General features: G+C 36.2%; 23 protein-coding genes. 14 read left to right on the forward strand and 9 right to left on the reverse strand.

The annotated features are described in order from the left end of the window. Position 1: 1 nt before the first annotated feature. Positions 2 to 2419, reverse strand: a complete 2418-nt coding sequence (locus AACZ30_RS01715) for a YfhO family protein (RefSeq protein ID WP_339647326.1) — start codon at positions 2417 to 2419, stop codon at positions 2 to 4. A 79-nt stretch (positions 2420 to 2498) separates the two neighbouring features. Continuing rightward, positions 2499 to 2774, reverse strand: coding sequence for a DUF4834 domain-containing protein (locus AACZ30_RS01720; protein ID WP_339647329.1), 276 nt, complete (start codon positions 2772 to 2774; stop codon positions 2499 to 2501). 106 nt (positions 2775 to 2880) lie between these two features. Between AACZ30_RS01720 and AACZ30_RS01725 the strand changes: the two genes are divergently transcribed. Next, positions 2881 to 3855: a transporter gene (locus AACZ30_RS01725; RefSeq protein ID WP_339647332.1), complete on the forward strand. Its 975-nt coding sequence runs from the start codon at positions 2881 to 2883 to the stop codon at positions 3853 to 3855. A 184-nt stretch (positions 3856 to 4039) separates the two neighbouring features. Here AACZ30_RS01725 and AACZ30_RS01730 read toward each other — a convergent pair whose 3' ends face one another. The 3 genes from AACZ30_RS01730 to AACZ30_RS01740 all read right to left on the reverse strand — a co-directional run bounded on the left by AACZ30_RS01730 (position 4040) and on the right by AACZ30_RS01740 (position 8640). After that, positions 4040 to 5305, reverse strand: coding sequence for an aminotransferase class I/II-fold pyridoxal phosphate-dependent enzyme (locus AACZ30_RS01730; protein ID WP_339647335.1), 1266 nt, complete (start codon positions 5303 to 5305; stop codon positions 4040 to 4042). 146 nt (positions 5306 to 5451) lie between these two features. Further along, positions 5452 to 6492 carry a cysteine synthase family protein gene (locus AACZ30_RS01735; RefSeq protein ID WP_339647338.1) on the reverse strand — a complete coding sequence of 347 codons (1041 nt, stop codon included), beginning with the start codon at positions 6490 to 6492 and terminating at the stop codon, positions 5452 to 5454. A gap of 87 nt (positions 6493 to 6579) precedes the next feature. After that, the gene (locus AACZ30_RS01740) at positions 6580 to 8640 is read right to left on the reverse strand and encodes a S9 family peptidase (RefSeq protein WP_339647341.1); all 2061 of its coding nucleotides are present in this window, start codon (positions 8638 to 8640) and stop codon (positions 6580 to 6582) included. 107 nt (positions 8641 to 8747) lie between these two features. Here AACZ30_RS01740 and AACZ30_RS01745 point away from each other — a divergent pair, with 107 nt between their 5' ends. Then, the gene (locus AACZ30_RS01745; protein WP_262506662.1) at positions 8748 to 9092 is read left to right on the forward strand and encodes a YbaB/EbfC family nucleoid-associated protein; all 345 of its coding nucleotides are present in this window, start codon (positions 8748 to 8750) and stop codon (positions 9090 to 9092) included. 87 nt (positions 9093 to 9179) lie between these two features. Here the strand turns inward: AACZ30_RS01745 and AACZ30_RS01750 are convergent, their stop codons facing one another. After that, a complete protein-coding gene (locus AACZ30_RS01750; protein WP_075326745.1) occupies positions 9180 to 9692 on the reverse strand; it encodes a redoxin domain-containing protein in 513 nt (170 codons plus the stop codon). A gap of 89 nt (positions 9693 to 9781) precedes the next feature. Further along, positions 9782 to 10810, reverse strand: coding sequence for a GntG family PLP-dependent aldolase (locus tag AACZ30_RS01755; protein ID WP_339647345.1), 1029 nt, complete (start codon positions 10808 to 10810; stop codon positions 9782 to 9784). A 272-nt stretch (positions 10811 to 11082) separates the two neighbouring features. Between AACZ30_RS01755 and prfB the strand changes: the two genes are divergently transcribed. The 4 genes from prfB to AACZ30_RS01775 all read left to right on the forward strand — a co-directional run bounded on the left by prfB (position 11083) and on the right by AACZ30_RS01775 (position 15643). Then, positions 11083 to 12181, forward strand: a protein-coding gene (gene prfB / locus AACZ30_RS01760) for a peptide chain release factor 2 (protein WP_339647347.1) whose coding sequence is annotated in 2 segments (ribosomal slippage) — positions 11083 to 11145 and positions 11147 to 12181 — 1098 coding nt in all. Because the reading frame shifts where the segments join, the coding sequence is not laid out codon by codon here. Between the two features lie 70 nt (positions 12182 to 12251). Continuing rightward, on the forward strand, positions 12252 to 12596 hold the full coding sequence (gene arsC / locus AACZ30_RS01765) for an arsenate reductase (glutaredoxin) (protein ID WP_075326743.1): 345 nt from the start codon (positions 12252 to 12254) through the stop codon (positions 12594 to 12596). A 28-nt stretch (positions 12597 to 12624) separates the two neighbouring features. Next, the gene (locus AACZ30_RS01770; RefSeq protein ID WP_075326742.1) at positions 12625 to 12996 is read left to right on the forward strand and encodes a hypothetical protein; all 372 of its coding nucleotides are present in this window, start codon (positions 12625 to 12627) and stop codon (positions 12994 to 12996) included. A 118-nt stretch (positions 12997 to 13114) separates the two neighbouring features. After that, on the forward strand, positions 13115 to 15643 hold the full coding sequence (locus AACZ30_RS01775; protein ID WP_075326741.1) for a TonB-dependent receptor: 2529 nt from the start codon (positions 13115 to 13117) through the stop codon (positions 15641 to 15643). 93 nt (positions 15644 to 15736) lie between these two features. Here AACZ30_RS01775 and AACZ30_RS01780 read toward each other — a convergent pair whose 3' ends face one another. Then, a complete protein-coding gene (locus AACZ30_RS01780) occupies positions 15737 to 15913 on the reverse strand; it encodes a hypothetical protein (protein WP_093302571.1) in 177 nt (58 codons plus the stop codon). 181 nt (positions 15914 to 16094) lie between these two features. On the opposite strand from AACZ30_RS01780, the gene fumC reads away from it, so the two are divergent. Then, the gene (gene fumC / locus AACZ30_RS01785; protein WP_339647362.1) at positions 16095 to 17492 is read left to right on the forward strand and encodes a class II fumarate hydratase; all 1398 of its coding nucleotides are present in this window, start codon (positions 16095 to 16097) and stop codon (positions 17490 to 17492) included. A gap of 191 nt (positions 17493 to 17683) precedes the next feature. On the opposite strand, the gene ccsA is transcribed toward fumC, so the two are convergent. Next, positions 17684 to 20872 carry a cytochrome c biogenesis protein CcsA gene (gene ccsA / locus AACZ30_RS01790; protein WP_339647364.1) on the reverse strand — a complete coding sequence of 1063 codons (3189 nt, stop codon included), beginning with the start codon at positions 20870 to 20872 and terminating at the stop codon, positions 17684 to 17686. Positions 20873 to 20994: 122 nt separating this feature from the next. On the opposite strand from ccsA, the gene AACZ30_RS01795 reads away from it, so the two are divergent. The 7 genes from AACZ30_RS01795 to AACZ30_RS01825 form a co-directional block, all read left to right on the forward strand. Further along, positions 20995 to 21756, forward strand: coding sequence for a DUF2520 domain-containing protein (locus AACZ30_RS01795; RefSeq protein ID WP_075326738.1), 762 nt, complete (start codon positions 20995 to 20997; stop codon positions 21754 to 21756). After that, positions 21740 to 22249: an HAD-IIIA family hydrolase gene (locus AACZ30_RS01800; protein WP_075326737.1), complete on the forward strand. Its 510-nt coding sequence runs from the start codon at positions 21740 to 21742 to the stop codon at positions 22247 to 22249. Before AACZ30_RS01795 ends, AACZ30_RS01800 begins: the two co-directional genes overlap by 17 nt. A gap of 3 nt (positions 22250 to 22252) precedes the next feature. Beyond that, positions 22253 to 22579: a multidrug efflux SMR transporter gene (locus AACZ30_RS01805; protein ID WP_075326736.1), complete on the forward strand. Its 327-nt coding sequence runs from the start codon at positions 22253 to 22255 to the stop codon at positions 22577 to 22579. 6 nt (positions 22580 to 22585) lie between these two features. Continuing rightward, on the forward strand, positions 22586 to 23503 hold the full coding sequence (locus tag AACZ30_RS01810) for a geranylgeranylglycerol-phosphate geranylgeranyltransferase (protein ID WP_339647372.1): 918 nt from the start codon (positions 22586 to 22588) through the stop codon (positions 23501 to 23503). 77 nt (positions 23504 to 23580) lie between these two features. Then, positions 23581 to 24171 carry a Maf family nucleotide pyrophosphatase gene (locus AACZ30_RS01815; RefSeq protein WP_339647374.1) on the forward strand — a complete coding sequence of 197 codons (591 nt, stop codon included), beginning with the start codon at positions 23581 to 23583 and terminating at the stop codon, positions 24169 to 24171. Between the two features lie 152 nt (positions 24172 to 24323). Next, positions 24324 to 24863: a mechanosensitive ion channel domain-containing protein gene (locus AACZ30_RS01820; RefSeq protein WP_075326733.1), complete on the forward strand. Its 540-nt coding sequence runs from the start codon at positions 24324 to 24326 to the stop codon at positions 24861 to 24863. A gap of 166 nt (positions 24864 to 25029) precedes the next feature. Then, positions 25030 to 26611, forward strand: a 1582-nt coding sequence (locus tag AACZ30_RS01825) for a PIG-L family deacetylase (RefSeq protein ID WP_339647377.1), incomplete at its 3' end; no start/stop codon positions are given.

Below are 26611 nucleotides of genomic sequence, written 5' to 3' on the forward strand. Positions count from 1 at the left end.
CTTATTCCCTCTTTCGGGATTTATAGTAAAATCCGCCTAAAATAATTAAAACCAAAATAATGGAACTTGCCAGGGCAATGCTGCTCCCTGTATTTACTACTTCAGGTTCAAATCTAAAAGTCACAGTATGCTCGCCTGCAGGAATATTCATAGCTCGCAACACATAATTTGCCCTCACGTGATCTACTTCTTCCCCATCTAAATATGCCTGCCAACCCGGTTGGTAGTACATTTCAGAAAAAACTGCAAACTGAGGCGATGAGGCATTAGTTTCATAGACCAATTCATTAGGCTGATAGCTTTGCAATTGAATTTCTGCATTTTCGGTGGCTTTAAAATCTTCAGAAACTTCATTTTTAAATTCTGAATTTATAACCGCCGTATTTTGAAGGTCAACTTCGTTTAAATTCAGTATTTCTTCGTTAGCAGATTCAACCCATATAATATCCTTCACAAACCAGGCATTTCCAAAAGCATTCGGATTTTGTTGTGCTTGCGGCTGACCACCTTCAGAAGGAACAATAAAGTATTTAGCATTCAGCATATTTAGAATTTCCATATTATTTTGAGAAATATAGAAATCGTATAAATCCTGCATTCTGCCCGGCTTGGCTGCATGATAACCACCTATGGCATTGTGAAAATAAGAAGTTCTTCCGGTATTAAAAGGGCTTCCGGAAACGTCAAAAACACGGTAATGTGCATCGTCCTGTAAAATTTGTTGATCGGCAGCATTAGGTTGGAATGGACGATCCATCTGTCTAGCGCTTACAAAATCATCATCATTAACATAGCGTTTATCTACAGGAATCAAATCGATTAAAATTAGAAGTGCTAAAGCCGGTACTAACCAGTTTTGCGTGATTTTCTTTTCAATATATAACCAAAGGGCTGCTGCGGTTAATGCGGAAAAAATAAGTGACCTAATAAGATCTTCGGTATAAATTGCCTGCCTGTCTTCCTTTAGAGATCTTACAAAATCGGCGCCCATTTGTTGAATTAAAGCTGAATCTCCCGCACCACTGAAATCAAATAGTACAGAACGGAAAAGCAACAAAGCAATTCCAATTCCACCCACAATTATCCCAGACCATTTAAGCGCGTGAACTTTTACTTCTTTTTGAAGTTTAGGATCAAATAATTTATAAAGGCCGAAAACGGCTAAAACAGGAACGCATAATTCTATAATTACCTGTATGGAAGAAACGGCTCTAAATTTACTGTACAGGGGAACGTAATTTATAAAGAACTCGGTAAAAAATTCAAAATTTTTACCCCAGGAAAGAATCAAGGCTAAAACACTCCCTCCAACAATCCACCATTTTAAACGGCCTCTCACAAGGTAAAGGGCAAAAATAAAGAGAAATAATACTGTGGCACCAATATACGCCGGCGCGCCTACATAAGGCTGATCGCCCCAGTAAGTAGGTGCATTTTCAGTAAAATTAGCCGCCTGTGCCGGGGATGCCCCAAGTTTGAGTAAGGAATCATAAATTTCTGAATCTTTTCCAATATCTTCTGCATTGGAGCCGCCCATAAACCGGGGAGCAAAAAGGTTAAAAGATTCCATTATCCCGTAGCTATACTCGGTGATATAATCATAAGTTAAGCCGGCTGCGGGTTTATCTGAACCGTCGGGGGCAATGGTTAAACCGGTATCACCCCGGGTACTGTGTGCGGTATATTCCTGGGTGGCAAGTAGATTGGTAGCATTGGCGCCTATCGCCAGTATAACCGCCACAACCATTACTCCTAAAGCTTTAAAGAATTTTGGTAAGATATTTTTTCGGTAGGCATCAATTAAATATGCAATTCCCAAAACAATTACCAGAAGAAGCAAATAATAGGTCATCTGGAAATGGTTTGCGCCAATTTGCAGCGCCATTCCAATAGCCAAGACTAAAAACCCCCATAAATATTTTTGCCTGAAAGTGAGAATAATTCCGCCTAAGACCATCGGCATATAAGCTATCGCGTGAGCCTTGGCATTATGTCCTACTCCAAGGATAATAATAAGATAAGTAGAAAAACCGAAGGCCAACGCACCTAGAAACGCGAGTCTAAAATCGAGTTTTAAGCAGAGTAAGAGAATATAAAAGCCGATAAAATAAAGAAATAGATAATCGGAAGGTCTGGGTAAAAATCTTAAAACTGAATCTAGTTTTTTAACGTAGTTATGCGGATAATATGCGCCTAATTGAAATGTTGGCATTCCTCCAAAAGCAGAATCGGTCCAGTAAGGTTCTTCGCCGGTTTGATCGCGAAAATCGTTTTGCTCTTTGGCCATTCCGATATATTGAACTATATCGCTTTGAAAAATCTTTTTTCCTTCTAGAACCGGACTAAAATAAAATAAAGAAACTATTACGAAGCCTACCAAAACGAGAAGATGCGGTAGAAACTTTTTAAGATTGGCCATCTGAAATTTTTTAGATCACTTTCTGTTAAATTGAACGGGCAGCTTCTTCCCTTTTCAATATAAAAAATTGATCCCGAAATTAATCAATTTCCTCGTAATCTATATATTCCCCAACGTTTTTATTAGAATTCCTTTTTCCTTTCGGCTTCTTGTCAATGCTTACTTTTCCTTCTTTTTTCTGTGAAGCAGGACCTTGTTGTTGCCTGAATTGTTCTTCAAAACGTTTTCCCATTTTCCGCAGGAAATATTTGAGAATAAGCGGCCCAAACCATTTAATTAGTAATTTAAAGGCAAAATATACTAATAGAATGATTAGAATCGTTTGTAATACATCGGAAAAAGAAGCTTCTATCATTTTCAGGAATTTATGCAAAAATAAAAATAAGCCTTGAGAATAGAAGCTTTGAGCTCCTAAAAAAATAATAAATCTGCTATCTTTGAAAGTAACAAACCAATCTAATATGCACTATTTAAAAGTAGGTATCGCTTTTATTTTCCTCGGAGTATTTAGCGCAAATGCGCAATATACTGAAACCATAAATTCGAATCGCCCGGGTGAATCGCAAGGCGCGTATGCCGTGGGCAAAAATGTATTACAACTTGAAGCCGGTGGTTATTTCGGTAATGATAATCATACCTTATTTAATAGCGACACAGATAATTTAGGTGCCAGTTATGGTTTACGATATGGATTTTTAACTGAAATCCTGGAACTTAATTTCTTTGGTTCTTTTCAGGATCAGGTTACCTCTATTCCCGTGGGAAATAGCAGTGATGAGTTTAGATTTAGCAACTTTAAAACAAATACTCTTGGCGCTAAATTCCTGGTTTTTGATCCAGGAGTTAGTGTAAAAGAGAGAAAAGTAAATTTATATAGCTGGAAGGCGAATCAACGGTTAAATCTACGAAGTTTAATTCCTGCTGTCTCGGTGTATGCCGGCGCTAATTTTAGCTGGTGGGAAAATCCCTACATGTTTGAGGGGGAATCAATAATTAGCCCTAAAGCTGCTTTAATAACCCAACATAACTGGGGCCGATGGGTTTTGGTTATGAATTTTATAGCCGATAAATTTACAGAAGAATATCCTTCTTACGGCGGAATCTTTACCTTAACCCACGCTATTACTCCAAAATTTGCCGTTTTTGGGGAATTCCAAACTTATATAAGTGATCTATATGCCGATGATTTGGTAAGAGGTGGCGCAGCCTATCTATTTGGAAAAGATTTTCAGGTAGATATTTCTGGTCTTGTTAATTTTAAAGACACTCCTTCGAGATGGCAGGTAGCTGCCGGAGTTTCTTATAGATTCGATTTTCACGACGATGATGAATATATTGAAGACACTTATGAAGGCGACCGAAACCAACGTGGTGAAGAATTGGAAGAAACCGGATTTTATAAGGAAAATGAAGATGTTAATGGTTCAGGAGATTAATCCTGAACCTAATTTTTTCTAAAACTTAAACATAGAAAAGCCGTTTAAATTTTCACTTTTCGTCACCCTGAACTTGTTTCAGGGTCTAGTTTAATACCAATTAGATTCTGAAACAAGTTCAGAATGACATTAGCAAGAAGAAATTTTAAACGGCTTTTATTAATTTTCCAAAACTAAATATTTCCTACTCCTTGCTTGCCATTGCAGCAGAAACTGAAGCAGATAATCTTTTATAAGTTCCGTTTTCTAAACGCTCTCTAATTGCTGAAAAAGCAGTTAAGGTTTCTTCAATATCCTGAAGGGTATGCGTAGCGGTAGGAATCATTCTTAATAAAATAAGTCCTTTAGGAATAACCGGGTAAACTACGATAGAACAGAAAACGCCGTGGTTTTCCCTAAGATCTTTCACCAAAGCCATTGCTTCCGGAATACTTCCTTTTAGATATACCGGAGTCACACAACTTTGCGTGGTTCCAATATCAAATCCGTTTTCTTTAAGTCCGTTTTGAAGTGCATTAACATTTTCCCACAACTTTTCTTTAAGCTCTGGCATTGTTCTTAGCATTTCCAAACGTTTTAATGCTCCCACTACCAATTGCATTTGCAATGACTTAGCAAACATTTGCGAACGTAAATTATATTTTAAATAATCTATAATTTCTTTATCGGCTGCAATAAAGGCACCGGTACTGGCTAAAGATTTCGCGAATGTTGCGAAGTAAACATCAATCTCATCCTGAACGCCCTGCTCCTCGCCTGCTCCGGCTCCTGTTTTACCAAGAGTTCCAAAACCGTGAGCATCGTCTACAAAAAGTCTGAAATTATATTTTTTCTTTAGCTCAACGATTTCCTTTAATTTCCCCTGTTCACCACGCATACCAAAAACGCCTTCAGAAATCAATAGAATTCCTCCTCCGGTTTGCTCTGCAATTTTAGTGGCACGTTGCAGGTTCTTTTCTATACTTTCAAGATCGTTGTGCTTATAAGTAAAACGCTGACCTAAATGTAATCTTACACCGTCTATAATACAGGCGTGAGCATCTACATCATAAACAATTACATCTTGCTTAGAAACTAAAGCGTCTATGGTAGAAACCATTCCCTGGTAACCAAAATTAAGCAAGTAGGCCGATTGTTTGTGTACAAAAGAAGCTAATTCGTCTTGCAATTTTTCGTGAAGTTGAGTATGGCCGCTCATCATTCTAGCACCCATTGGGTAAGCCGAACCGTATTCAGCAGCAGCTTCAGCGTCTACTTTTCTTACTTCGGGATGATTGGCAAGTCCCAGGTAGTCATTAATACTCCAGGTAATTACTTCTTTCCCTCTAAATTTCATTCGGTTAGAAATTGGCCCTTCCAGCTTAGGAAATACAAAATATCCTTCAGCTTGCTCTGCCCATTTTCCTAATGGTCCTTTATCTTTATATATTTTTTCAAATAAATCCCTCATCGATCTTTTTTTAGTCGAGCCGCAAAAATACTTAAAATTGGCTCAATTGCACAAAGTTATTTATTCAGCAAATTCAAATAAAAGAAAAGCATCCTACGCGGGATGCTTTTATAAACTTTATTTCTGAATAAATTTCAAAATACTTCTTATTTTATAAATTCTATAGGCTCTGCCTCAATTTCATTTTTAGTATCAAAAAAGCCCTGTTCTTCCATCCAATCGTCGCTAAAGACTTTCCCCATATAACGGGAACCGTGATCGGGGAATATTACAACAACATTACTGTTTTCGTCAAATTCCCCTTCTTCAGCAAGTTGTTTTAATCCCTGGGTAGCTGCCCCACTGGTGTAACCTACAAATAAACCTTCGGTTTTTGCAAGTTCCCTGGCGGTATGTGCACTATCTTCATCACTAACCTTAACAAAACGGTCAATAATCTCAAAATCTGTTGCAGATGGAATAAGGTTTTTTCCCAGTCCTTCTATTCTGTAAGGATAAATCTCACCAGAATCAAATTCTTTTGTTTCGTGATATTTCTTTAAAACTGAACCGTAAGCATCTATACCAATAACTTTCATTTCAGGATTTTGCTGCTTTAAATATCTGGCAGTTCCAGAAATTGTTCCACCGGTACCGCTACAAGCTACAAGGTGAGTTATTTTTCCTTCGGTTTGTTTCCAAATCTCGGGGCCTGTAGAATTAAAATGAGCATCAATATTCAGCTCATTAAAATACTGATTAATATAAACCGAGCCTTTAGTTTCTGAATGTAATCTTTTCGCAACCTGGTAATAAGATCTAGGATCGTCTGCCGAAACGTGCGCCGGGCAAACATACACCTTGGCACCCATTGTTTTTAGCATATCAATCTTATCGTTAGAAGCTTTGGAGCTTACCGCAAGAATACATTCATAACCTTTTATAACACTCACCATAGCAATACTAAAACCGGTATTACCAGAAGTAGTTTCTATAATTGTGCTTCCCGGTTTAAGAATACCTTTTCTCTCGGCTTCTTCAATAATATAAAGTGCAATACGGTCTTTAGCGGAGTGTCCCGGATTAAAGGCTTCTACTTTAGCGAAGAATTCCCCTTTAAATTCCTGGGTTATTTTATTCAGTTGTATCAAGGGTGTATTGCCAATTAACTGCAATACATTATCATATACTTGCAAATCTTCTTTCATAAATCGAAGTTCTTTACAAAATTTGGGTTAACTATTTCACTCTTTTTAAGAGCGTAAAATCCCCCAAATTTAAGGCAAATTTTTTAATTAGTGGTCAATTCCTTCCAAATCCAGTAAAAACGCATACTCTTCGGCTACTTCTTTCAATGCTTCAAAACGTCCGGAAGCCCCACCGTGACCGGCATCCATATTAGTATGGAACAATAATAAATTATTATTGGTCTTCAATTCTCTTAATTTCGCTACCCATTTTGCCGGTTCCCAATATTGAACCTGGGAATCGTGTAAACCTGTTGTTACCAGTAAATTTGGATAATCTTGCGCCACTACATTATCGTAAGGCGAATATTGCATCATATATTCGTAATAATCTTTATTATTCGGATTTCCCCATTCATCGTATTCCCCAGTGGTTAACGGGATACTATCATCTAACATAGTAGTTACCACATCTACAAAAGGAACTGCAGAAATAACTCCATTATAAATCTGTGGCGCCATATTAATAACCGCGCCCATAAGCAAACCTCCTGCTGAACCGCCCATTGCGTAAAGATGTTCTGCGGAAGTATATTTTTCCTGAATTAAATATTCTGAAACATCTATATAATCAGTAAAAGTGTTCATTTTATTGAAAAGCTTCCCGTCTTCATACCAGTTACGTCCTAGGTATTCCCCACCACGAATGTGTGCGATTGCATAAATGAAACCACGATCTAATAAACTTAGCCTTACCGTAGAAAAATAAGGATCTATGGTAGAACCGTAGGAACCATAAGCATATTGTAGTAGCGGACTATTTCCATCTAATTTAGTTCCTTTTTTATAAACCAAACTCACCGGAATTTTAGTACCATCTTTGGCAGTAGCCCAAATTCTCTCAGAGAGGTAATTATTTTTATTAAAATTTTTATCTAAAACTTCCTGTTCTTTTAAAACCGTCTTTTCTTGGGTTTCCATATTAAAATCTACAACCGAAGTTGGCGTGGTCATAGAATTATAAGTGAATCTTAAAATATCAGTATCAAAAGCAGGATTTATAGAGGTATAAGCGGTATAGGTTTCATTATCAAAAGGAATATAATATTCTTCTGAATTATCCCAGCGAATCACTTTTATTTTATTTAAGCCATTATTACGCTCGCTTACTACCAGATACTTTTTAAAGATATCAATATCTTCCAGTAAATAATCTTCGCGATGCGGAATAACGTCTACCCAGTTTTCTTTTGTAGTTTTATCAACCGGGGTTTTCATAAGTTTAAAGTTGGTGGCACCATCTTTATTGGTCATTACGTAAAAGTTATCTTCGTAATGCGCTATGCTATACTCTAAACCTCGTTCCCTGGGCTGAAAAACCTTAAACTCACCAGATGAATCATCAGCCTTCAAAATACGGTATTCTGTAGTTAAAGTACTATGACTCCCAATGATGATATATTCCTTGGACTTGGATTTATAAACATAGGTATTAAAAGTTTCATCCTCCTCTTCAAAAACCAGTTCATCTTCAGCAGAATCAGTTCCTAAAATGTGCTTGTAAATTCGATAAGAACGAAGCGTTTGTTCGTCTTTTTTAGTATAGAAAAGCGTTTTATTATCGGCCGCCCAGGTAGAACCTCCGGTTGCATTTTCAATTTTATCAGGATAAGTTTCTCCTGTTTGCAGGTCTTTAATTTGAATGGTATATTTTCTTCGGCTTAAAGTATCTACCCCAAAAGCCACCATTTTATTATCGGGACTCACATTCAATCCGCCAAGACTGTAATATTCAAAACCTTCGGCCATTTCATTAACATCAAAAAGCAATTCTTCAGGCGCATCCAGTTCCCGCTTTTTCCTTGAATAAATTGGGTAATCTTTTCCGGTTTCAAAACGGGTTAAATACCAGTAATTATTCAATTTATAGGGAACCGATTCATCATCTTCTTTTATTCGGCCTTTCATTTCCTCAAATAACCGCTGCTGAAAATCTTTGGTATGAGCAGTCATTTTCTGGTTATATTCATTTTCCTGATTTAGATAATCAATAACTTCTGGATTGTCGCGATTGTTCATCCAGTAATAATTATCTATTCTCACGTCTCCGTGAAATTCCAGGGTTTTAGGTATTTTCTTAGCTTTTGGCGGTAAAATTTCTTTTTTCAAATCTGCATTATTTTTAAGCGCTTGCAAAGGTAAGGCTTCCCAACCAAATACATAATTAGTGGGTTCAAATTAACAGGATTAAACCTGTAATTAGTAAATTTGTGTTTATTAAATTTAAAAAAGAGACTATGTTTGGAGATATGATGGGTATGATGAATAAGATCAAGGAAACCCAACAAAAGGTTGAAGAAACTAAAGAACGCCTAAAAACGGTAACTATTGAAGAAAAATCCAGTGACGGACTTCTAAAAGTAACTATTAGCGCTACGCGTGAAATTAAGAATATTAGCGTTGCTGATGAATTGATGGATGATAAAGAACAGCTGGAAGATTATTTGGTACTCACTTTAAATAAAGCGATAAGCAGAGCTTCAGATATTAACGAAGCAGAACTTGCTGCCGTAGCAAAAGACGGGATGCCAGATATTCCCGGTTTAGATCAATTCAAATAGAATTTAATTATCTTAAATCCTGAATTTATTTCAGAATTTAAATCAAAAAAACCTCACAGCTTTCTAAAAACTGTGAGGTTTTTCTTTTTATGCTTCTCCCCTTGCTGGATATTCTTTTTCTACCACAAAATCTATAGCCTTTAATAATTCATCAAATTTTGGCCTTGCGAAAGGCATCGTTTGAATAGAAGCCGCATAAAGGGTATTATCAGGTTTAACAAGAAACAGTCCGGGTTCAAAGAAAACTTCCGGTTCATCGTTAATTCCTTCAGAAATATATAAATCCCATTTCCGGGCATCTTCAGTATTAAAATTATAACCTATAGTAAGATTATCTACTTCCCATTCCTTCACCGTTTTTTCTGCCAGGGTCTTATTATTCGCGCTAATGCAAATAACACTCACTCCTTTCTCCTGAAATTTCTCAACTTTTTTATTTAATTCTTCTAAATACGATTTACAAACCGGGCAGTGCAATCCGCGATAAAAAATAACCATCGTAAAATTCTCTGGTTTCTGGTCGCGTAAATCCCATTGCATTCCGCTGGTAGTTTCTACTCTTAATCTTGGTACTTCTTTTCTTGGCAATACATTTTTCATAACTTAATTTTGGTTTTTTGAAAATTATGAAATTCAATTCCCGAAACATATTAAAAGCATTGTAAGATTAGGTTAAACTCTATTAAAACCTATAAATTAATTTCCCGTAGAACCTTCAAAAACTTCTGGTGCATTTCTTCGGAATAATCTAAATGGGTAACAATTCTTAATTTTCCCTGTCCCATATTGCTTATTCTAATATTTTCCTGCTGAAGCTTTTTCATAAAAGCAGTTTCATCTGAAGCATTTTTCAGGTAAAAAATAATAATATTTGTTTCCACAGTTTCCACCTCGCCCACATAGCTTGCAGCATCTAAAGTTTCAGCAATTTCTGCAGCTCTTTTATGGTCTTCGGCTAAACGTTCTACGTGGTTATCTAAGGCATAAATTCCGGCTGCGGCTATAAAACCTACCTGGCGCATACCACCACCTAAAACTTTACGAATTCTAATCGCGTTTTTCATAATTTCCTTATCACCAATAAGCACCGATCCCATAGGGATTCCCAGCCCTTTAGAAAGACAAACCGAAATAGTATCAAATAATTTTCCGTATTCTTTTGGATCTTCATTTTTAGCCACCAAGGCATTAAAAAGCCTTGCGCCGTCTAAATGCAAACCTAATTTATGCGTATTGCAAACTTTTCTTATTTTTTTGATTTCCTTTAGATCGTAACAAGCGCCACCACCTTTATTGGTGGTATTTTCCAAACAAACCAAACTCGTTAACGGACTGTGATAAAAGTCTGGCGGATTTATATTTTCTTCAACCTGGGTAGCAGTAATCATTCCGCGATCACCATCTACCAACTTGCAGGAAACCCCACTATTAAAAGAAGCGCCACCACCTTCATAGTTAAAAACGTGCGCCCATTTATCACAAATAAGCTGCTCGGCAGGTTGTGTATGCAATTTTATTGCGGCCTGGTTAGCCATACTTCCGGTAGGAAAAAATAAGGCTTCATCCTTCCCGAACATCTTTGCCAGTTTTTCTTCTAAAGCGTTTACGCTAGGATCTTCCTTATAAACATCGTCCCCAACATCGGCGCCCATTATTGCTTTTAACATTCCGCTTGTTGGGCGGGTTACGGTATCACTTCTTAAATCTATTTCTTTCATATATATTTCTTTTTTATTTCAGCAAAAACAGAAATTATTTCCATTTGATTCATTATAACTAAATTTCTAAAATCAATTTCAAACCTCCAATGCAAAATTTCTTTTTCAGAAGAAATTATATTATTCTGGAAAGTGAGAAACTGACTAACAGCAAAATAAGTGAAAATTGCTGCATTTACGTGCTTTTATAGGAAGTCTAAAACTATAAAAATATCGTTAAATACTTTCCCGTCGCAGTCTTAAATTCTATTTTTACCTTATAAAATTTAGATATGATTACAACTGAGCAGATCAAAGATCTCAGAGAGCGCCTTGGTGCGTTAAGGAGGTATCTTTGACATTGATGCCAAAAAAATAGAAATCTCCAACCAGGAAGAAAAAACCTTTGCTCCAGATTTTTGGGACGATCCTAAAAAAGCTGAGGCACTAATGCGTGATCTCAATACTGAAAAGCAATGGGTAGACGAATTTGAAAAAGGAGAAACCCTGGTAGAAGATTTAGAGGTTTTGTATGAATTTTATAAGGAAGATGAAGCTACGCAAAAAGATGTGGAAGAAAAACATAAGCAAGCCTTAGACCTTATAGAAGACCTTGAATTTAAAAATATGCTTTCGGAAGAGGGTGATAAATTGAGTGCTGTTGTACAAATTACTGCCGGTGCCGGTGGTACCGAAAGTTGCGACTGGGCCGAGATGCTTATGCGTATGTACCTTATGTGGGCCGAAAAACGCAGGTTTAAGATAAAAGAATTGAATTACCAGGCCGGTGATGTTGCAGGAATTAAAACGGTAACGCTTGAAATTGAAGGCGATTTTGCTTTTGGATGGTTAAAAGGCGAAAATGGCGTACACAGGCTGGTGCGTATTTCCCCATTTGACAGTAATGCGAAAAGGCACACCTCTTTTGCTTCGGTTTATGTTTATCCATTAGCCGATGATTCAATTGAAATAGATATTAATCCTTCTGAGATTTCCTGGGAAACTATGCGTTCTTCTGGAGCTGGGGGACAAAATGTAAATAAGGTTGAAACGGCGGTTAGATTGCGCCACGCTCCTACTGGAATTGTTGTAGAAAATTCTGAAACACGATCGCAGCTGGAAAATAAGACCAAGGCAATGCAGCTTTTAAAAAGTCAGTTGTATGAAATAGAACTTCAGAAACAACAGGCCCAACGTAGGGAAATTGAAGATTCTAAGATGAAAATTGAATGGGGATCTCAAATTAGAAATTACGTGATGCATCCTTATAAATTGGTTAAAGACGTAAGAACTGCAGAAGAAACCGGAAATGTAGATGCCGTGATGAATGGTGATATTGATATGTTTTTAAAAGCTTTTTTAATGATGATGGGACAACGGCAGGAAGATTGATAAGTTTATACTCATAAATTTTAGAATTAGAATTTATTGTTTATTTTAAAGAAGCCAAAACCAAAAAATAATGATTACAGTTTACCATAACGCCAGATGTAAAAAATCCCGGGAAGGATTGGAAATCGTTAAAAACTCAGGAAAAGATTATGAGGTTAGAGAATATTTAAAAGAACCTCTTTCTGAAACTGAATTAAAGCAAATTCTGGATAAATTAAGTTTTTATCCTATGCAGTTAATAAGAACCAACGAAAAGATCTGGAAAGAAGAATATAAAAATAAAGATCTTAGCGACAGGGAATTAATTACTGTAATGGTTAAAAATCCAAAATTAATTGAAAGACCTATTGTAGAAACTAAAGATACTGCGGTTGTAGGTCGCCCGGGTTCTAAAATTGAAGATTTATTACAATAAAAGTTTTGGTAATTCAAACCAGTAAAAAATGAAAACTCAACATAAAATAGCTATAATTGGAGCCGCCGGATTTCTAGTTGCGGGATTTGTTTTTTCCCATTTTTACCTGCATAGAAAAAGCAGAAAAGAACTTCTTGAAATTGCAAGGGAATTAGCCTATACCTGGAAAAGAGAATTAGAACTGGATTTTGAACAAACCGGTAAACTTGAAGATCTTATTATAGAATATACCCTTAAAAAGAATGAAATCCTTAATACTACGGCTTTACATGAAGATGAAATAATCTTTAAACTCAAGGAAATTCAAAAGGCAGAACATAGAAAGTTGCAGAAATTAATGAGCCAAAAGCAGTTTGAAAAATATCTTGAATTAAATAAGAAAATTAGTCGTAAATCTTAAGTATTGAAGCTCAGTGATAAAAGTACTTTTAACATTTAAAAGTCGTATTTAACGCGAGTTTAACCCAAATTCCATTAAACCATTTCAAAAAATTGGGGTCAAAGAATAAAATTTTTCTATGACCACCAAAATCTTGAGTACGCTCAGTGTAGCGTTTTTTCTTTTTTTCAGCCTTAGCGGCTTCGCCCAATCGGGCCCGCATAAAATTTCCGGAAAAGTAATGGACGAGGAGATGAATGTTCCTCTGGAGTTTGCAACAGTTTCTGTAGTTAATGCCAACGAACCTGCAGATGTTACAGGAGTTGTAACCAATTCCCAGGGAAATTTCTCTATAGAAGTCCCAGAAGGCACTTATAATGTTATTGTTGAATTTATCTCTTATGAAACTAAAGAATTCAATGATCGTAAGGTAGATTCAGATATTAATTTAGGTACTATCTCTCTGGGGCTTGATTCAGATAGTCTTGACGAGGTTGTAGTCCAGGCCGAAACTACACAGGTAAGCGTCCAACTTGATAAAAAGATTTATAATATAGGAAAAGACCTTACCACCGCAGGAGGTACTGTTAGTGATGCTCTTAATAACGTTCCTTCGGTTTCTGTAGATGTTGAAGGCGGAATTAGCTTAAGAGGGAATCAAAATGTTAGAATTCTAATTAACGGTAAACCATCGGCAATGGCCGGGTTTGGAGATAGCAATGTTTTAAGCCAGCTTCCTGCTGAAGCTATTGAACGTGTTGAAGTTATTACTTCCCCCTCGGCTAGATATGATGCTGAAGGAACGGCAGGTATCCTAAATATCATTCTTAGACAAAAAGAAACCCTTGGATTCAACGGTTCAGTAAATTTAAACTTAGGTCATCCTGATAATGCCGGACTTTCCACCAATCTTAACTATAGAACTGAAAAATTCAATCTATTTACTAATATTGGATGGCGCTATTTTGATGCTCCCCAAAATAACTTTAGTGATACCGAATATCTAAGACGATTTAATTCTGATGGGGAAATTGTTAGACCCGAGTATGATAGAATTCGCGAGGAACGGGAAACAGAGCGTTTAAATAGAAACTACAACGGTAATTTTGGAATTGAATATTTCCTTACCGAGCAATCTTCGCTTACAGCCAGTATTTTTTATCGCTACGGTGAGGATGAAGATGAAACCTTAAATAATAGCGATCGCTATATTGGTGGCAGTTTAGTTGAAGAAACTTTAAGAAGAGAGTTACAAAGTGAAGAAGATAATAGCTACCAGATTTCAATAAATTACCAGAATAAATTTAATGATGAAGGTCACGAACTAACAGCCGATTTTCAATATGAAAACGATGCCGAAGTTCAAAATACTTTTATAAACGAAGAATATATTTCTACAAATCAGGAAAATCCTGAAGCTTTTCAACGAGAAGAAGTTTATACCGAAGAAGATCAAAAAGAATATTTAATCCAGGCAGATTATGTTTTACCGCTTGGGGAAGACGCTAGATTTGAAGCCGGTTACCGCGGAAATTTTGAAAACGAAATTACAGATTACCGTCTACAGCAGGAAGATTTAGCTACCGGAAATCTGGTAACTAACGATACGCTTACCAATATCTTTGATTACGAAGAAAACGTAAATGCCCTGTATTCTCAATACGGAACCAAATTTGGTAAATTTTCATTTCTCTTAGGTTTAAGATTAGAAAACACTCAACTTAAAGGTGATATAAATTCAAGACTAAGTGATGAAGAACTTGTTGAAGCTTTTGGATTCCCAATTCAAACAAAATTTGACAATAATTATTTAGGCTTGTTCCCAACAGTTAATTTAATTTACGAATTATCCAGTGACGGTGGCGAAGAAGAAAATATAACTGTAGGTTATAATAGAAGGATTAACCGCCCTAGAGGTTGGTATATTAATCCGTTCCCATCTCGTTCAAGTCGTACTAACGTATTTCAGGGAAATCCTAATTTACAACCGGCTTTTGCCAGCGCTTTTGATATTGGATACTTAAAACGATGGGATAAAATAACCTTTACTTCTTCTGTTTATTATCAACACGAAACAGATTCGTTTGAAAGAGTTGAAGAAAATACAGGCCAGGAAACTACAGATGGTATTGATATTATTAGAACTATCCCTATTAACCTTGCTACTAATAAAAGAACCGGTGGAGAACTTGGTATTCTTTACAACCCGGCAGACTGGTTAAGATTAAATAGTAGTTTTAACTTTTTTCAGTTTGAAACTGAAGGTGAATTTAATGGTGTAGATTATGGAGCAAAAAATACAAGCTGGTTTGCAAGGTTTAGCTCTAAAGTAACACTTCCCGGTGCTATAGATTGGCAAACCAATGCTTTCTATCGTGGTCCACAGGAAAATGCACAAACTAAAAACGAAGGGATTTTTTCTATAGATCTTGCTTTTAGTAAAGAAATTCTAAACGATAATGTTACGCTTTCTTTAAACGTAAGAGATTTATTAAATTCAAGAAAAAGAAAATCATTTACTTCTACTGAATTCTTTAACAGGGAAAGTGAATTCCAATGGAGACAAAGACAAATTAACCTTTCAGTAATTTATAGATTCAATCAGCAAAAACGCGAACAACGACGTGGTGGTGAAGAAGATTTTGATGATCCTGGATTTGAAGGATAATTTAGAACTAATAAAACCGGCTTAAATAAGCCGGTTTTTTATTTTATTGGAAAAAATAAAGCATAAAAAAAGGGACATTAACCGTCCCTTTTTTTATGCTTTTTCTTCTTTAGCTTTTTTTCTAGCTTCTTTCTTTTCTTTAAGCAATTCAGCAACCGAACCGCCTATCCAATAGGGTAAGATAGCCATTAGGAAAATCATAAGCCAGAATCCCATAGTTAAAATAACCAGGAAAGCCAGGAAACCGAGGTATTGATCGAATTCGAACATAATATCAAAATTTTTTTGATCTGGTCAAAGATAGTAAGCTTTGCCGGCTTATCACAATTAATTTGTGAGAAATTCACACCTACTTGACGAAAATCAGAAAAAATACAGGCTAAATTCTTTGTTTTTATACCTGTAAAAAGCCGCTAACTTGTAAATTTGTGTCACAACTAATATATTAATTATGGACTATAGAATAGAAAAAGATACTATTGGGGAAGTAAAGGTTCCGGCCGATAAACTCTGGGGTGCCCAAACGGAACGCTCCCGGAATAATTTTAAAATTGGTCCTGCCGCCAGTATGCCTCTGGAAATAGTTTATGGTTTTGCTTACCTCAAAAAAGCTGCTGCATACACCAACTGCGAATTAGGTGTTTTGCCGGTAGATAAAAGAGATTACATTGCCCAGGTTTGTGACGAAATTCTTGAAGGGAAACATGATGACCAATTTCCTTTGGTAATTTGGCAAACCGGAAGCGGTACTCAAAGCAATATGAACGTAAATGAAGTTATTGCCAACCGCGCACACCAACTTGCAGGAAAAACTTTGGGAGAAGGAGACAAAACCCTGCAACCAAACGATGATGTAAATAAATCGCAATCTTCTAACGATACTTTTCCTACGGGAATGCATATCGCTGCCTATAAAAAAATTACGAAAGTTACCCTCCCGGGTGTAAGACAACTTCGTGATACTTTAAAGAAAAAGTCAGATGAGTTTAAAGAAGTTGTAAAAATTGGGCGTACGCATTTTATGGATGCCACTCCCCTAACCCTGGGCCAGGAGTTTAGTGGTTATGTGGCTCAACTGGATCACGGAATTAATGCGCTGGAAAATACACTTCCGCATTTAGCCGAATTAGCACTTGGTGGTACTGCGGTTGGAACTGGATTAAATACTCCAAAAGGATATTCAAAGCGCGTTTCTGAATTCATTGCAAAATTCACCGAATTACCATTTGTTTCGGCAGGAAATAAATTTGAGGCCCTGGCCGCACATGATGCTTTTGTAGAAACTCACGGTGCTTTAAAGCAATTAGCGGTTTCCCTTAATAAAATAGGAAACGATATTAGAATGCTTTCCTCAGGACCAAGAAGTGGAATTGGAGAGATCAATATTCCTGCCAATGAGCCGGGCTCTTCAATTATGCCAGGGAAAGTGAATCCTACGCAATGTGAAGCTTTAACTATGGTTTGCGCTCAGGTAATGGGTAACGACGTAGCTATTGGGGTTGGCGGAATGCAGGGCCAGTTTGAATTAAATGTATTTAAACCGGTTATGGCTGCTAACCTATTGCAAAGTGCAGAACTTATTGGTGACGCCTGTGTATCTTTTGATGTTAACTGTGCCCGTGGAATTGAAGCGAACACACCAAGAATCAAAGAACATTTAAATAATTCTTTGATGTTGGTTACCGCTTTAAATACAAAAATCGGGTATTACAAAGCAGCTGAAATTGCGAATAAAGCACACGAAGATGGCACAACGCTAAAAGAGGCAGCCGTTGAATTAGGTCATCTTACCGAAGAGCAATTTGATGAATGGGTACAACCTAAAGATATGGTTGGAAATATTAAATAATCGATTCCTTTGTATAAACTCAAAAAGCCTGTCTAAAAAATTTAGACAGGCTTTTTTATTATTATTCGTAATCCTGAACTTGTTTCAGCTTCTAGTGTATTTCGATTGACAACCACTTAGATCCTGAAATAAATTCAGGATGACGCTGCTTAAAACATTCAAACAACTCTTTTTCTTTATATATCACAAACTTACTTCTCTATTTTCTTCTTGCTCTTCTTCGCATAAAACTTCTGGAATCTCCAGTAAGAAACTGCACCCAGCAAGGCTACTATAGCCACGGCGTAATAAATAAATGTTGGCGTTATCACTTTATCTCCGCTTGCGTAAGAGTGTAAACCAGCTAAGTAGAAGTTTACTCCAAAATAAGTCATTAAAATACTGGCAAAAGATACAACAGCCATAAGGTTAAAGAACCACCTGCTTCGTAATCCCGGTACCAGTCGCATATGTATTACGAAGGCATAAACCATAATACTAATTAAAGCCCAGGTTTCTTTAGGGTCCCAGCCCCAGTAACGTCCCCAGCTTTCATTAGCCCATTGTCCTCCCAGAAAGTTCCCAATGGTTAGCATTACTAAACCAACAGTTAAGGCCATTTCAGTAATAATGGTGATCTCTTTTATATTGAGGTCCATTTTCTTTTTATTTTTCTCAGTAGTAAAAATCATTAAAAGCAATGCCACTGCCCCTAGAATCATTCCCAGGGTAAACGGGCCGTAACTTCCAACAATTACTGAAACGTGAATCATTAACCAATAAGAATCTAATACAGGCTGGAGGTTTGCTATAGATGGATCCATCCAGTTCCAGTGCGCAATCATCAAAATCATTGAAGTTACAAAGGCTGTAGATGCAATGGTTAAGGTACTTTTTCTTCCAAAAGCCAAACCAAAGAACATTGTGGCCCAGGCTACGTAAATCATAGACTCGTAAGCATCACTCCAGGGTGCGTGTCCAGAAATATACCACCGGGCAATTAAACCTAAAGTATGTAAAACAAAAAGAACAATTATAACGCCGGCGCTTATTTTAACCAGCCAATCAATAAATTTATTTTCTTTAAAAATCTTTACAATTACAATAACCAGCATAAATAAGCCGGCTACCATATACATCCAGAAAAGATTCCTGAAAATATCGTATTTGTTATAAGCAATTTCTGCATTAACCTTTTCTTCTGAAGGCAATACTTCGGCCCCGAATTTCTTTTGAAATCCTTTTATACTTTCCAGAAACTGGTTTGCTTTAGAATAATCTCCACTTTCAACCGCATCAGAAAGGGAAGTCATATAAAGTGGAAGAATTTGTTTGGTGTACACCGAATCCATTCCTTTAAAAGCACCTTCTTCATCTTCTAATTCAGGATAAGAAACCCATTTATTATTTTCATGTTCCGGAATTGGGAAAATTCTTAAAATCTTACCCTGAAGCGCACGATATAATAAATTCACTTTTTTATCGGTATTGATAAAATCTTTCTGAAATTTATTAGGCACAGCAGCCTGGTAGGCTTCTTCTAACAGCGGAGAAAGCTTATAATTCCCCGTCTCGTCAAAGAAACTACTAAGGGTAAGGTATTTTTTCCCTTCTTCTATCCCAAGAAGATTATGTAAACTATCGTTATGTTTTTCAACATAAATAATAGGTACATTATACCAAATCATTGGGTTTTGAGTAAGTGAAACTAAAACCTGGTCTGAACTTAAGCCTTCGTAAGAATCAGATTTGCTTAATTTCCGAAGCAATTCTGAAGAATACGTATTAGCGGGTTTCATCCTTCCGCCGGCATCCTGGATTATAAGTCGGCCAAAATCAGCAGCGTGCTCTTCGCTTATGGCGTTGCTTTTAATAATAGAATCTACTTCTCTTTTGGCCGATTCAGCATGCTCGTGCTCGTCTCCCGGTGTTTGTGCAAACATAGAGCCGGTAGCCATAAAGAAAATAAGCACCGTAGTTAATTTTTTCTTTTTGTCTTTTACTTTTTCAAGCATATCCTTAAGGTTTCCAAAACGGGAACCTTTATCAAACAAGATGAGCATTAATCCCAAATAAAGTAGAAAATAACCTATATAAGTTACCCAGGTACCCCAGAAATCGTGATTTACAGAAAGTACTGTACCGCTTTCATCTGGCATAAAACTGGCCTGGAAGAATCTGAAACCTTTGTGATCTAAAACGTGGTTCATATAAATCTCGTAGGGAACATTTTCTTTTCCTTCTTCCACAATTTCAACTTTACTTTTAAATGAAGAATAACTGTTTTCAGTTCCCGGATATCTATTGGCAATAAAATCGTTCAGTTTTAATGCAAAAGGCAATTCTATCTCTTTACTACCGTAGTTAAGGAATAGTTCCAGGCCGGCAAGTTCTACTTTATGAGGTTCACTGGGAATTCCCTGGCCACCCAAAATAGTAACTGTTTCAGATTCCCCTTCAGAAGTAACTTTTACCGTTAGAGCATCGCTCTGGCCGTCGGTTTTTTCTGGGGTTTTTATAATATCGTATTTTCCTTTAACCACCGGTTCAGGAATTACAAATTGCATAGCCCCTATATTATAAAGAGAGCGCAGCATTAAGTTTTGGGTAGAATCTTTAACCAAATTCCCTTTCTCCTGGTCGGCCATTCGCATATAATCGCCTTCAAATGGAGAGTTTATAGTGTATTTTCCGGTTTCTTCCTCATACGTTATATTAATCGCTCCCTCGGTAGGTTCATTTAACGCGAATAAGACATTGTGTATGTTTTGAACTTCGCCCTCTTTTAAATAATGGTCGTGACGATTACCACCACCGGCTTCTACCAATTTAAGATGATTCTCTCCATCTTCGGCAGGAACTAATTCTTCTTTAGCACCATAAATAAAATTAGTAGCTTCAATAGTAACCGGTTGCCCATTATAATCGGTATTTAATACGTAGTCATTCTCGGTTTCAGGGGCAAAAAGCACCTGTTCTTCCAAAACCCTTCGGCGAGGTTCGCCGTCTATTTCCCCGTCAATAAATGCGGTAAAATAGGTTTTTTCTGAAAGCATGATATTTGTTGTTTCACCTTCCGTGATAGGCATCACACCTTCATAACTAATATAACGGGTAATAAAGGCACCAACTAAAATTAATACAAACGATAAATGGATTAAAAGTGAAGACCATTTTTCGCGTTTATGAAGGTTATACCGTTTAATATTTCCGGCGAAATTAATCACAAAAAATACCATAATGGCTTCAAACCACCAGGCGTTATAAATTAACACTCTCGCGGTTTCTATACTGTACCAACTTTCAATAAATGTTCCCAACGCCAGGGCTATTGCATAGACCACAAATAAGACTGCCATTATACGTGTAGAAAATATGACAGAGGCTATTTTATTCTGCATGAAGTAACTCTTTTAAGCCCGCAAATTTAGGGAATTTTAACGGTTTGAAATAGTAAAAATCAAGACATTCTCCTACATGAATGTTAATTTTATTGCCTCAATATTTTTAATAATTTAGCCGAATGATAGAAGTGGTAATTTTAGGTGCAGGGAATGTTGCATTTCATCTATTTAGAGCATTTTCTGAAGCAGAAAACACCAGGGTAATCCAGGTGTATAATCACCTGGAAGAAAACCTGAATTATTTTAAAGATTACACCAATACCACAAACAGGATCAGCGACTTAAAATCGGCCGATTTCTATTTACTCGCTTTAAAAGATGATGTAATTGCCGATGTTGCCCATAATCTAAAAGACCTTCCAGGGATAGTTTTACATACCTCGGGCGCGGTAAGTTTAAATGCGTTGGAAAATTTGAGTAATTTCGGAGTGTTTTATCCGTTGCAAACTTTTTCTAAAAACAAATTGGTAGATTTTGGGGAAATCCCGGTTTGCATCGAAGCAAATTCAGCTGAAAATTTAGAAAAAATTAAGAAACTGGCTTTAGAAATCACCAAAGACGTTAGAGAAGTAAATTCTGAGCAACGCAAAGCTTTACACCTGGCAGCAGTTTTTGTAAACAATTTCAGCAATCATTTATATACTCTTGGCGCAGAAATTTGCGAAAAAAACCAGGTAGATTTTAGTATTTTAAGACCACTTATTAAGGAAACCGCTTCAAAAATTGAAAGCTTAGCACCAAAAGATGCTCAAACCGGCCCGGCCATAAGAAATGACCAAAAAACGATTGAAGCTCATTTAAGACTTTTACCAAAAAAAAATAAAGACATTTACAGCATTTTAACCCAATCTATTCAGGATTTTCATGGAAAAAAATTATAAAGAATATTTAAACCAAATCAACACTTTTGTTTTTGATGTAGACGGTGTGCTTACCGATGGGAGCATTCAAATTAGTACTCAGGGTGAACTTCTTCGTACTATGAATATTAAAGATGGTTATGCTTTAAAAGCAGCTAAAAATGCCGGTTTTACGGTTTGTATAATTTCTGGAGGGAAAAACGAAGGTGTTCGCAAACGTCTTAGAGACCTTGGAATTACAGATATTTATCTGGGCATTCACGATAAAGTGGAACAAATGGACGAGTTCTTCGATATTTATGAAATTAACGCCGAAGATGTTCTATATATGGGAGACGATATTCCCGATTATTATCCTATGAAACTTGTTGGTTTACCTTGCTGCCCCCAGGATGCGGTAGCCGAAGTAAAAGAAATTTCAAAATATGTTTCGCATAAAAAAGGCGGAAAAGGTTGTGTAAGAGATGTGATTGAGCAGGTGATGAAAGTGCAGGGTAAATGGATTGATAAATAATAAATGAACTGGATTATACTTATTCTCGCCGGACTTTTTGAAGTAGGTTTCGCTTTTTGTCTGGGAAAAATGAAAGTCACCTCGGGAAATACCAGTACCCTTTGGTTTGTTGGCTTTTTATTTTCGCTCACGCTAAGTATGGTTCTACTTTACAAAGCTACCCAAACGCTACCCATAGGCACTGCTTACGCGGTTTGGACAGGTATTGGAGCTGTGGGCACCGTTTTGCTGGGTATTTTTATCTTTAAGGAACCCGCGCATTTTTGGCGTATCTTTTTCTTAAGCACCTTAATTATTTCCCTCATAGGTCTAAAATTTGTTTCTGAATAATTAAATATGATAGCATACCTCAAACTAATTCGGTGGCCCAACCTGGTTTTTATTGCACTCACTTTAATCCTGATTAAATTTTCATTTTTCGAGGAATTTGGCGCTGCAATTACGCTTAGCACTTTTGGGTATGCGCTCCTTATGCTTGCCACACTTTGTATTGCCGCTTCGGGATACGTAATTAATGATATTTATGATGTACAGGCCGATAAAATTAACAAACCGGAAAAGCTGATTATAGGCAATAAAATTTCAGAAAAAAAAGCGAATAATTTATTTATAATTTTGAATGTTATTGGCGTAGGAATTGGTTTTTACCTTGCTAATTTACTGGGCAAACCCGGGTTTGTTGCGATTTTCATCTTTTCTTCAGCTTTACTCTACCTTTATGCCAGTTATTTAAAGCAAATTCCTGTGCTGGGGAATGTTTTAATTAGCTTGCTTGTTGGCTTTGTGGTGCTTTTGCCTTCAGTTTTTGATCTTTTTCCTGCAATAAATTCACAAAATAAACAGGTTCAATCTTTACTATTTTCAATTTTACTGGATTATGCAATTTTTGCTTTTCTAATAAATTTACTTCGAGAAATAGTAAAAGACCAGGAAGATGTGAAAGGAGATTATAACGCCGGAATACAAACCTTACCTATAATCCTTGGGCATAGCCGTACCAATAAGATCATTTTTGCAATAGGTATTTTACCTGTGGCCGCAATTGTATATTATATTTACAATTATTTATTTGAGAATACTTTCCTGGTAATTTATATCCTTATTTTTATACTCGCACCCCTACTCTATTTTCAGGTTAAAATTTGGGGAGCTAAAAAGAAGAAACATTATTCACACTTAAGTTTATTATTAAAAATAATAATGTTTTTCGGATTAACTTCTATAGGCTTATATCAGTTTATTCTTGCTTCATAGAATTTACACCTGGTATTCTTCATTCAACAAAAATTTTACAAATAATCTTATCTTACAGGGATTTTAATAAAATAATTATGCTTAAAGAACTTTTAAAGAAGAAAGAAATAATTCTCGCATCAGGCTCTCCAAGACGTCACCAATTTTTTAAAGATTTAAATATCCCTTTTAAAATTGATGTGAGACCGGTAAAAGAAGTATGTCCAGATTACCTTAAAAAAGAAGAAATAACCGATTTTCTCTCACAATTAAAAGCTGAAGCTTTTCAGAAAGAATTAAAAAAAGCTCAAATTTTAATTACCAGCGATACCATTGTATATAACGAAGACAAAGCTATGGGAAAACCTGAAACCACGGTTGAAGCTAAAGAGATGCTTAGATCATTATCTGGTAAAACCCATAGTGTGTTTACTTCGGTATGTTTTACTACGCACAATCATCAATCTACCGTAAACTGCGAAACAAAAGTAACTTTTAAAGAACTTACCAGCGGGGAGATTGATTATTACGTTGAAAATTTTAAACCCTTTGACAAAGCTGGCGGCTATGCCATACAGGAATGGATTGGCTTAATTGGAATTACCAATCTGGAAGGAAGTTATTTTAACGTAGTAGGGCTTCCAACCCATTTAGTTTATAATGAACTAATTGATCTTGCGTCTATTTAAGTTTTAAATATTTGATTATAAAAGTATTACACAATATAATCTTAAGTTTTAAGTTAACCTTAAACAAAAAGTAAAAATTTTAAATAAGTCCATAATTTTTATTTGAAAATAGCTTTTAAAATCTACCTTTATATAAAATTATTAGCACTAAAATGTTTGAAGTTTTAACTCAATACAGATCTGAAATTACCTACACGATAATTACTGTATTTGCCTTATTAATCGTTCAGTTTTTATTAAAAAAAGCTGCTCATAGGGTTGGAAAACGAAGTGAAATAGACTTTACCCGAACCCGGTTAATGTTTAAATACATCAATATTCTTATCCTGTTTATTGCGGTTTTCTTATTAGCCATTGCCTGGGGAATGGGACTAACCGAACTTTCTTTAATATTTTCTTCAGTTTTTGCAGTGCTTGGAGTTGCGCTTTTTGCTATTTGGTCTATTCTTAGCAATATCACTTCTGGTGTAATTCTTTTCTTTTCATTTCCGTATAAAATTGGAGACAAAATAAAGATTCACGATAAAGATCTACCTATTGAAGCTATTATTGAAGATATAAAGGCTTTCCATTTGCACCTCAGAACTTTAGAGGGAGAATTAATAACCTACCCGAATAACTTAATTCTGCAAAAAGCGGTTTCTTTAGTAGCTAAAGATGTTTACCTGGATGGAGATAAAAGCAGTCTTTAAAGCTTTTAGAAATCTTTTACTTTCCAAATTTCTGCTGTTATTATTGTAAATTATAAATAGCTTCAGCATAATTAAATCACGATTACCGGGTAAAAGCAGTTAATTTTCTATCTTCAGGCGACTAAAGTTTTTATATTTGGATGTCTTATTAATCGCCGTGAAATTTATGCGAAAACTATTTAGTTTACTTTTCTGTTTTTTCCTGTTGAATTTACACGCACAGGAACCCGAAAAATTAAATGCTTCTGAAATATTTCAGAAAATAAAAAAGCTGAATTTCCTTGGTTCGGTTTTATACATTGGTGCACACCCCGATGATGAAAACACCCGATTAATTTCCTATTTTTCAAACGAAAAACACGCCCGAACAGCATATTTATCCTTAACCCGGGGCGATGGTGGTCAAAACCTAATCGGCCCTGAATTACGAGAACAACTGGGCTTAATAAGAACCCAGGAATTACTTGCGGCGAGAGAAATAGATGGTGGTGAGCAGTTTTTTACCCGTGCTAACGATTTTGGTTATTCTAAAACCCCGGAAGAAACCCTTAAAATTTGGGATAAAGAAAAAGTATTAAGCGATGTGGTTTGGATAATTAGAAATTTTAAACCAGATGTGATTATAAATCGGTTTGATCATCGCACCCCAGGCAGTACACACGGGCATCACACTTCTTCTGCCCTTCTAAGTTTAGAAGCATTTGATGCTGCCGCTAATCCCAATAAATTTCCAGATCAATTAAAGTATACCAACACCCACCAACCAAAACGGGCATATTTTAATACTTCGCCCTGGTTTTATGACGGTGAAGAAGCTTTTGAAGAGGCCAGTAAAGATAGATTTATAAGTTTTGACACGGGAGTTTATTTTCCGCTACTTGGACTTTCAAATCCCGAAATTGCATCTTTAAGCCGAAGCCAACACCAATCTCAAGGCTTTGGAAGTACTGGATCCCGAGGGAAACAAATGGAGTATTTAGAACCAATTAAAGGAGATACCATTCGCTCACAAGATGTATTTGAAGGTATAGATACTTCCTGGAACAAATTAGAAGGTGGTGCTGAAATTAGTAAAATTCTACATCAAGTTGAAGAAAACTACAGTTTTACAAATCCTGCCGCTAGCCTACCCCAACTTCTTGAAGCTTATAAGCTGATCCAGAAATTACCAAATGAACATTGGCGGGAATTAAAAACCAAAGAAATTAAAAATATTATTTACGCCAGCACAGGCTTATTTTTAGAAGCAGTAGCTTCTCAGCCTTCAGCAACTCCAAAAGATAGCGTAACAATTAAACTGGAGGCTATTAACCGAAGTGATTTTCCTGTAATTTTGAGTTCAATAGAATTAAGTCCGAATGACTCTAAAGTTCAACCCGAAACCGAACTAAAAAATAACGAAAACTGGCAAAATAAGATCGCATTAAAGGTTCCGGAAAAAACATCTTATACCACGCCATACTGGTTAGAGGAAGAATCAAAAAACGGAATGTATATTGTAAAAAACCGTGAGCTTATTGGGCTACCCGAAAGACCAGGTCTTACTAAAGCAGTTTTTAAGCTCAATTTTAAAGATGTTTCCCTAAACTTTGAAAAACCTATAGTTTATAAATATAATGATGCTGTTTTTGGCGAAACCTATCAACCTTTTGAGATTATTCCTAAAGTTTCCCTCGCTTTTGAAGAAAATGTAATCATTTTTGAAAATGAGGAATCTAAAAAAGTTTCAGTAAAACTTACCTCTGGAA

The organism is uncultured Salegentibacter sp. (genome assembly GCF_963972535.1).
In the GTDB taxonomy this organism is placed as follows: domain Bacteria; phylum Bacteroidota; class Bacteroidia; order Flavobacteriales; family Flavobacteriaceae; genus Salegentibacter.

Bases quoted from the DNA above. Each gene is read 5' to 3' on its own strand.
- AACZ30_RS01805 (WP_075326736.1), top strand. From the start codon at position 22,253: ATGAACTGGATTATACTTATTCTCGCCGGACTTTTTGAAGTAGGTTTC.
- arsC (WP_075326743.1), top strand. From the start codon at position 12,252: ATGATTACAGTTTACCATAACGCCAGATGTAAAAAATCCCGGGAAGGA.
- AACZ30_RS01720 (WP_339647329.1), bottom strand. From the start codon at position 2,774: ATGATAGAAGCTTCTTTTTCCGATGTATTACAAACGATTCTAATCATT.
- AACZ30_RS01780 (WP_093302571.1), bottom strand. From the start codon at position 15,913: ATGTTCGAATTCGATCAATACCTCGGTTTCCTGGCTTTCCTGGTTATT.
- fumC (WP_339647362.1), top strand. From the start codon at position 16,095: ATGGACTATAGAATAGAAAAAGATACTATTGGGGAAGTAAAGGTTCCG.
- AACZ30_RS01800 (WP_075326737.1), top strand. From the start codon at position 21,740: ATGGAAAAAAATTATAAAGAATATTTAAACCAAATCAACACTTTTGTT.
- AACZ30_RS01750 (WP_075326745.1), bottom strand. From the start codon at position 9,692: ATGAAAAATGTATTGCCAAGAAAAGAAGTACCAAGATTAAGAGTAGAA.
- AACZ30_RS01715 (WP_339647326.1), bottom strand. From the start codon at position 2,419: ATGGCCAATCTTAAAAAGTTTCTACCGCATCTTCTCGTTTTGGTAGGC.
- AACZ30_RS01820 (WP_075326733.1), top strand. From the start codon at position 24,324: ATGTTTGAAGTTTTAACTCAATACAGATCTGAAATTACCTACACGATA.
- AACZ30_RS01735 (WP_339647338.1), bottom strand. From the start codon at position 6,492: ATGAAAGAAGATTTGCAAGTATATGATAATGTATTGCAGTTAATTGGC.
- ccsA (WP_339647364.1), bottom strand. From the start codon at position 20,872: ATGCAGAATAAAATAGCCTCTGTCATATTTTCTACACGTATAATGGCA.
- AACZ30_RS01770 (WP_075326742.1), top strand. From the start codon at position 12,625: ATGAAAACTCAACATAAAATAGCTATAATTGGAGCCGCCGGATTTCTA.
- AACZ30_RS01730 (WP_339647335.1), bottom strand. From the start codon at position 5,305: ATGAGGGATTTATTTGAAAAAATATATAAAGATAAAGGACCATTAGGA.
- AACZ30_RS01810 (WP_339647372.1), top strand. From the start codon at position 22,586: ATGATAGCATACCTCAAACTAATTCGGTGGCCCAACCTGGTTTTTATT.
- AACZ30_RS01725 (WP_339647332.1), top strand. From the start codon at position 2,881: ATGCACTATTTAAAAGTAGGTATCGCTTTTATTTTCCTCGGAGTATTT.
- AACZ30_RS01775 (WP_075326741.1), top strand. From the start codon at position 13,115: ATGACCACCAAAATCTTGAGTACGCTCAGTGTAGCGTTTTTTCTTTTT.
- AACZ30_RS01795 (WP_075326738.1), top strand. From the start codon at position 20,995: ATGATAGAAGTGGTAATTTTAGGTGCAGGGAATGTTGCATTTCATCTA.
- AACZ30_RS01755 (WP_339647345.1), bottom strand. From the start codon at position 10,810: ATGAAAGAAATAGATTTAAGAAGTGATACCGTAACCCGCCCAACAAGC.
- AACZ30_RS01815 (WP_339647374.1), top strand. From the start codon at position 23,581: ATGCTTAAAGAACTTTTAAAGAAGAAAGAAATAATTCTCGCATCAGGC.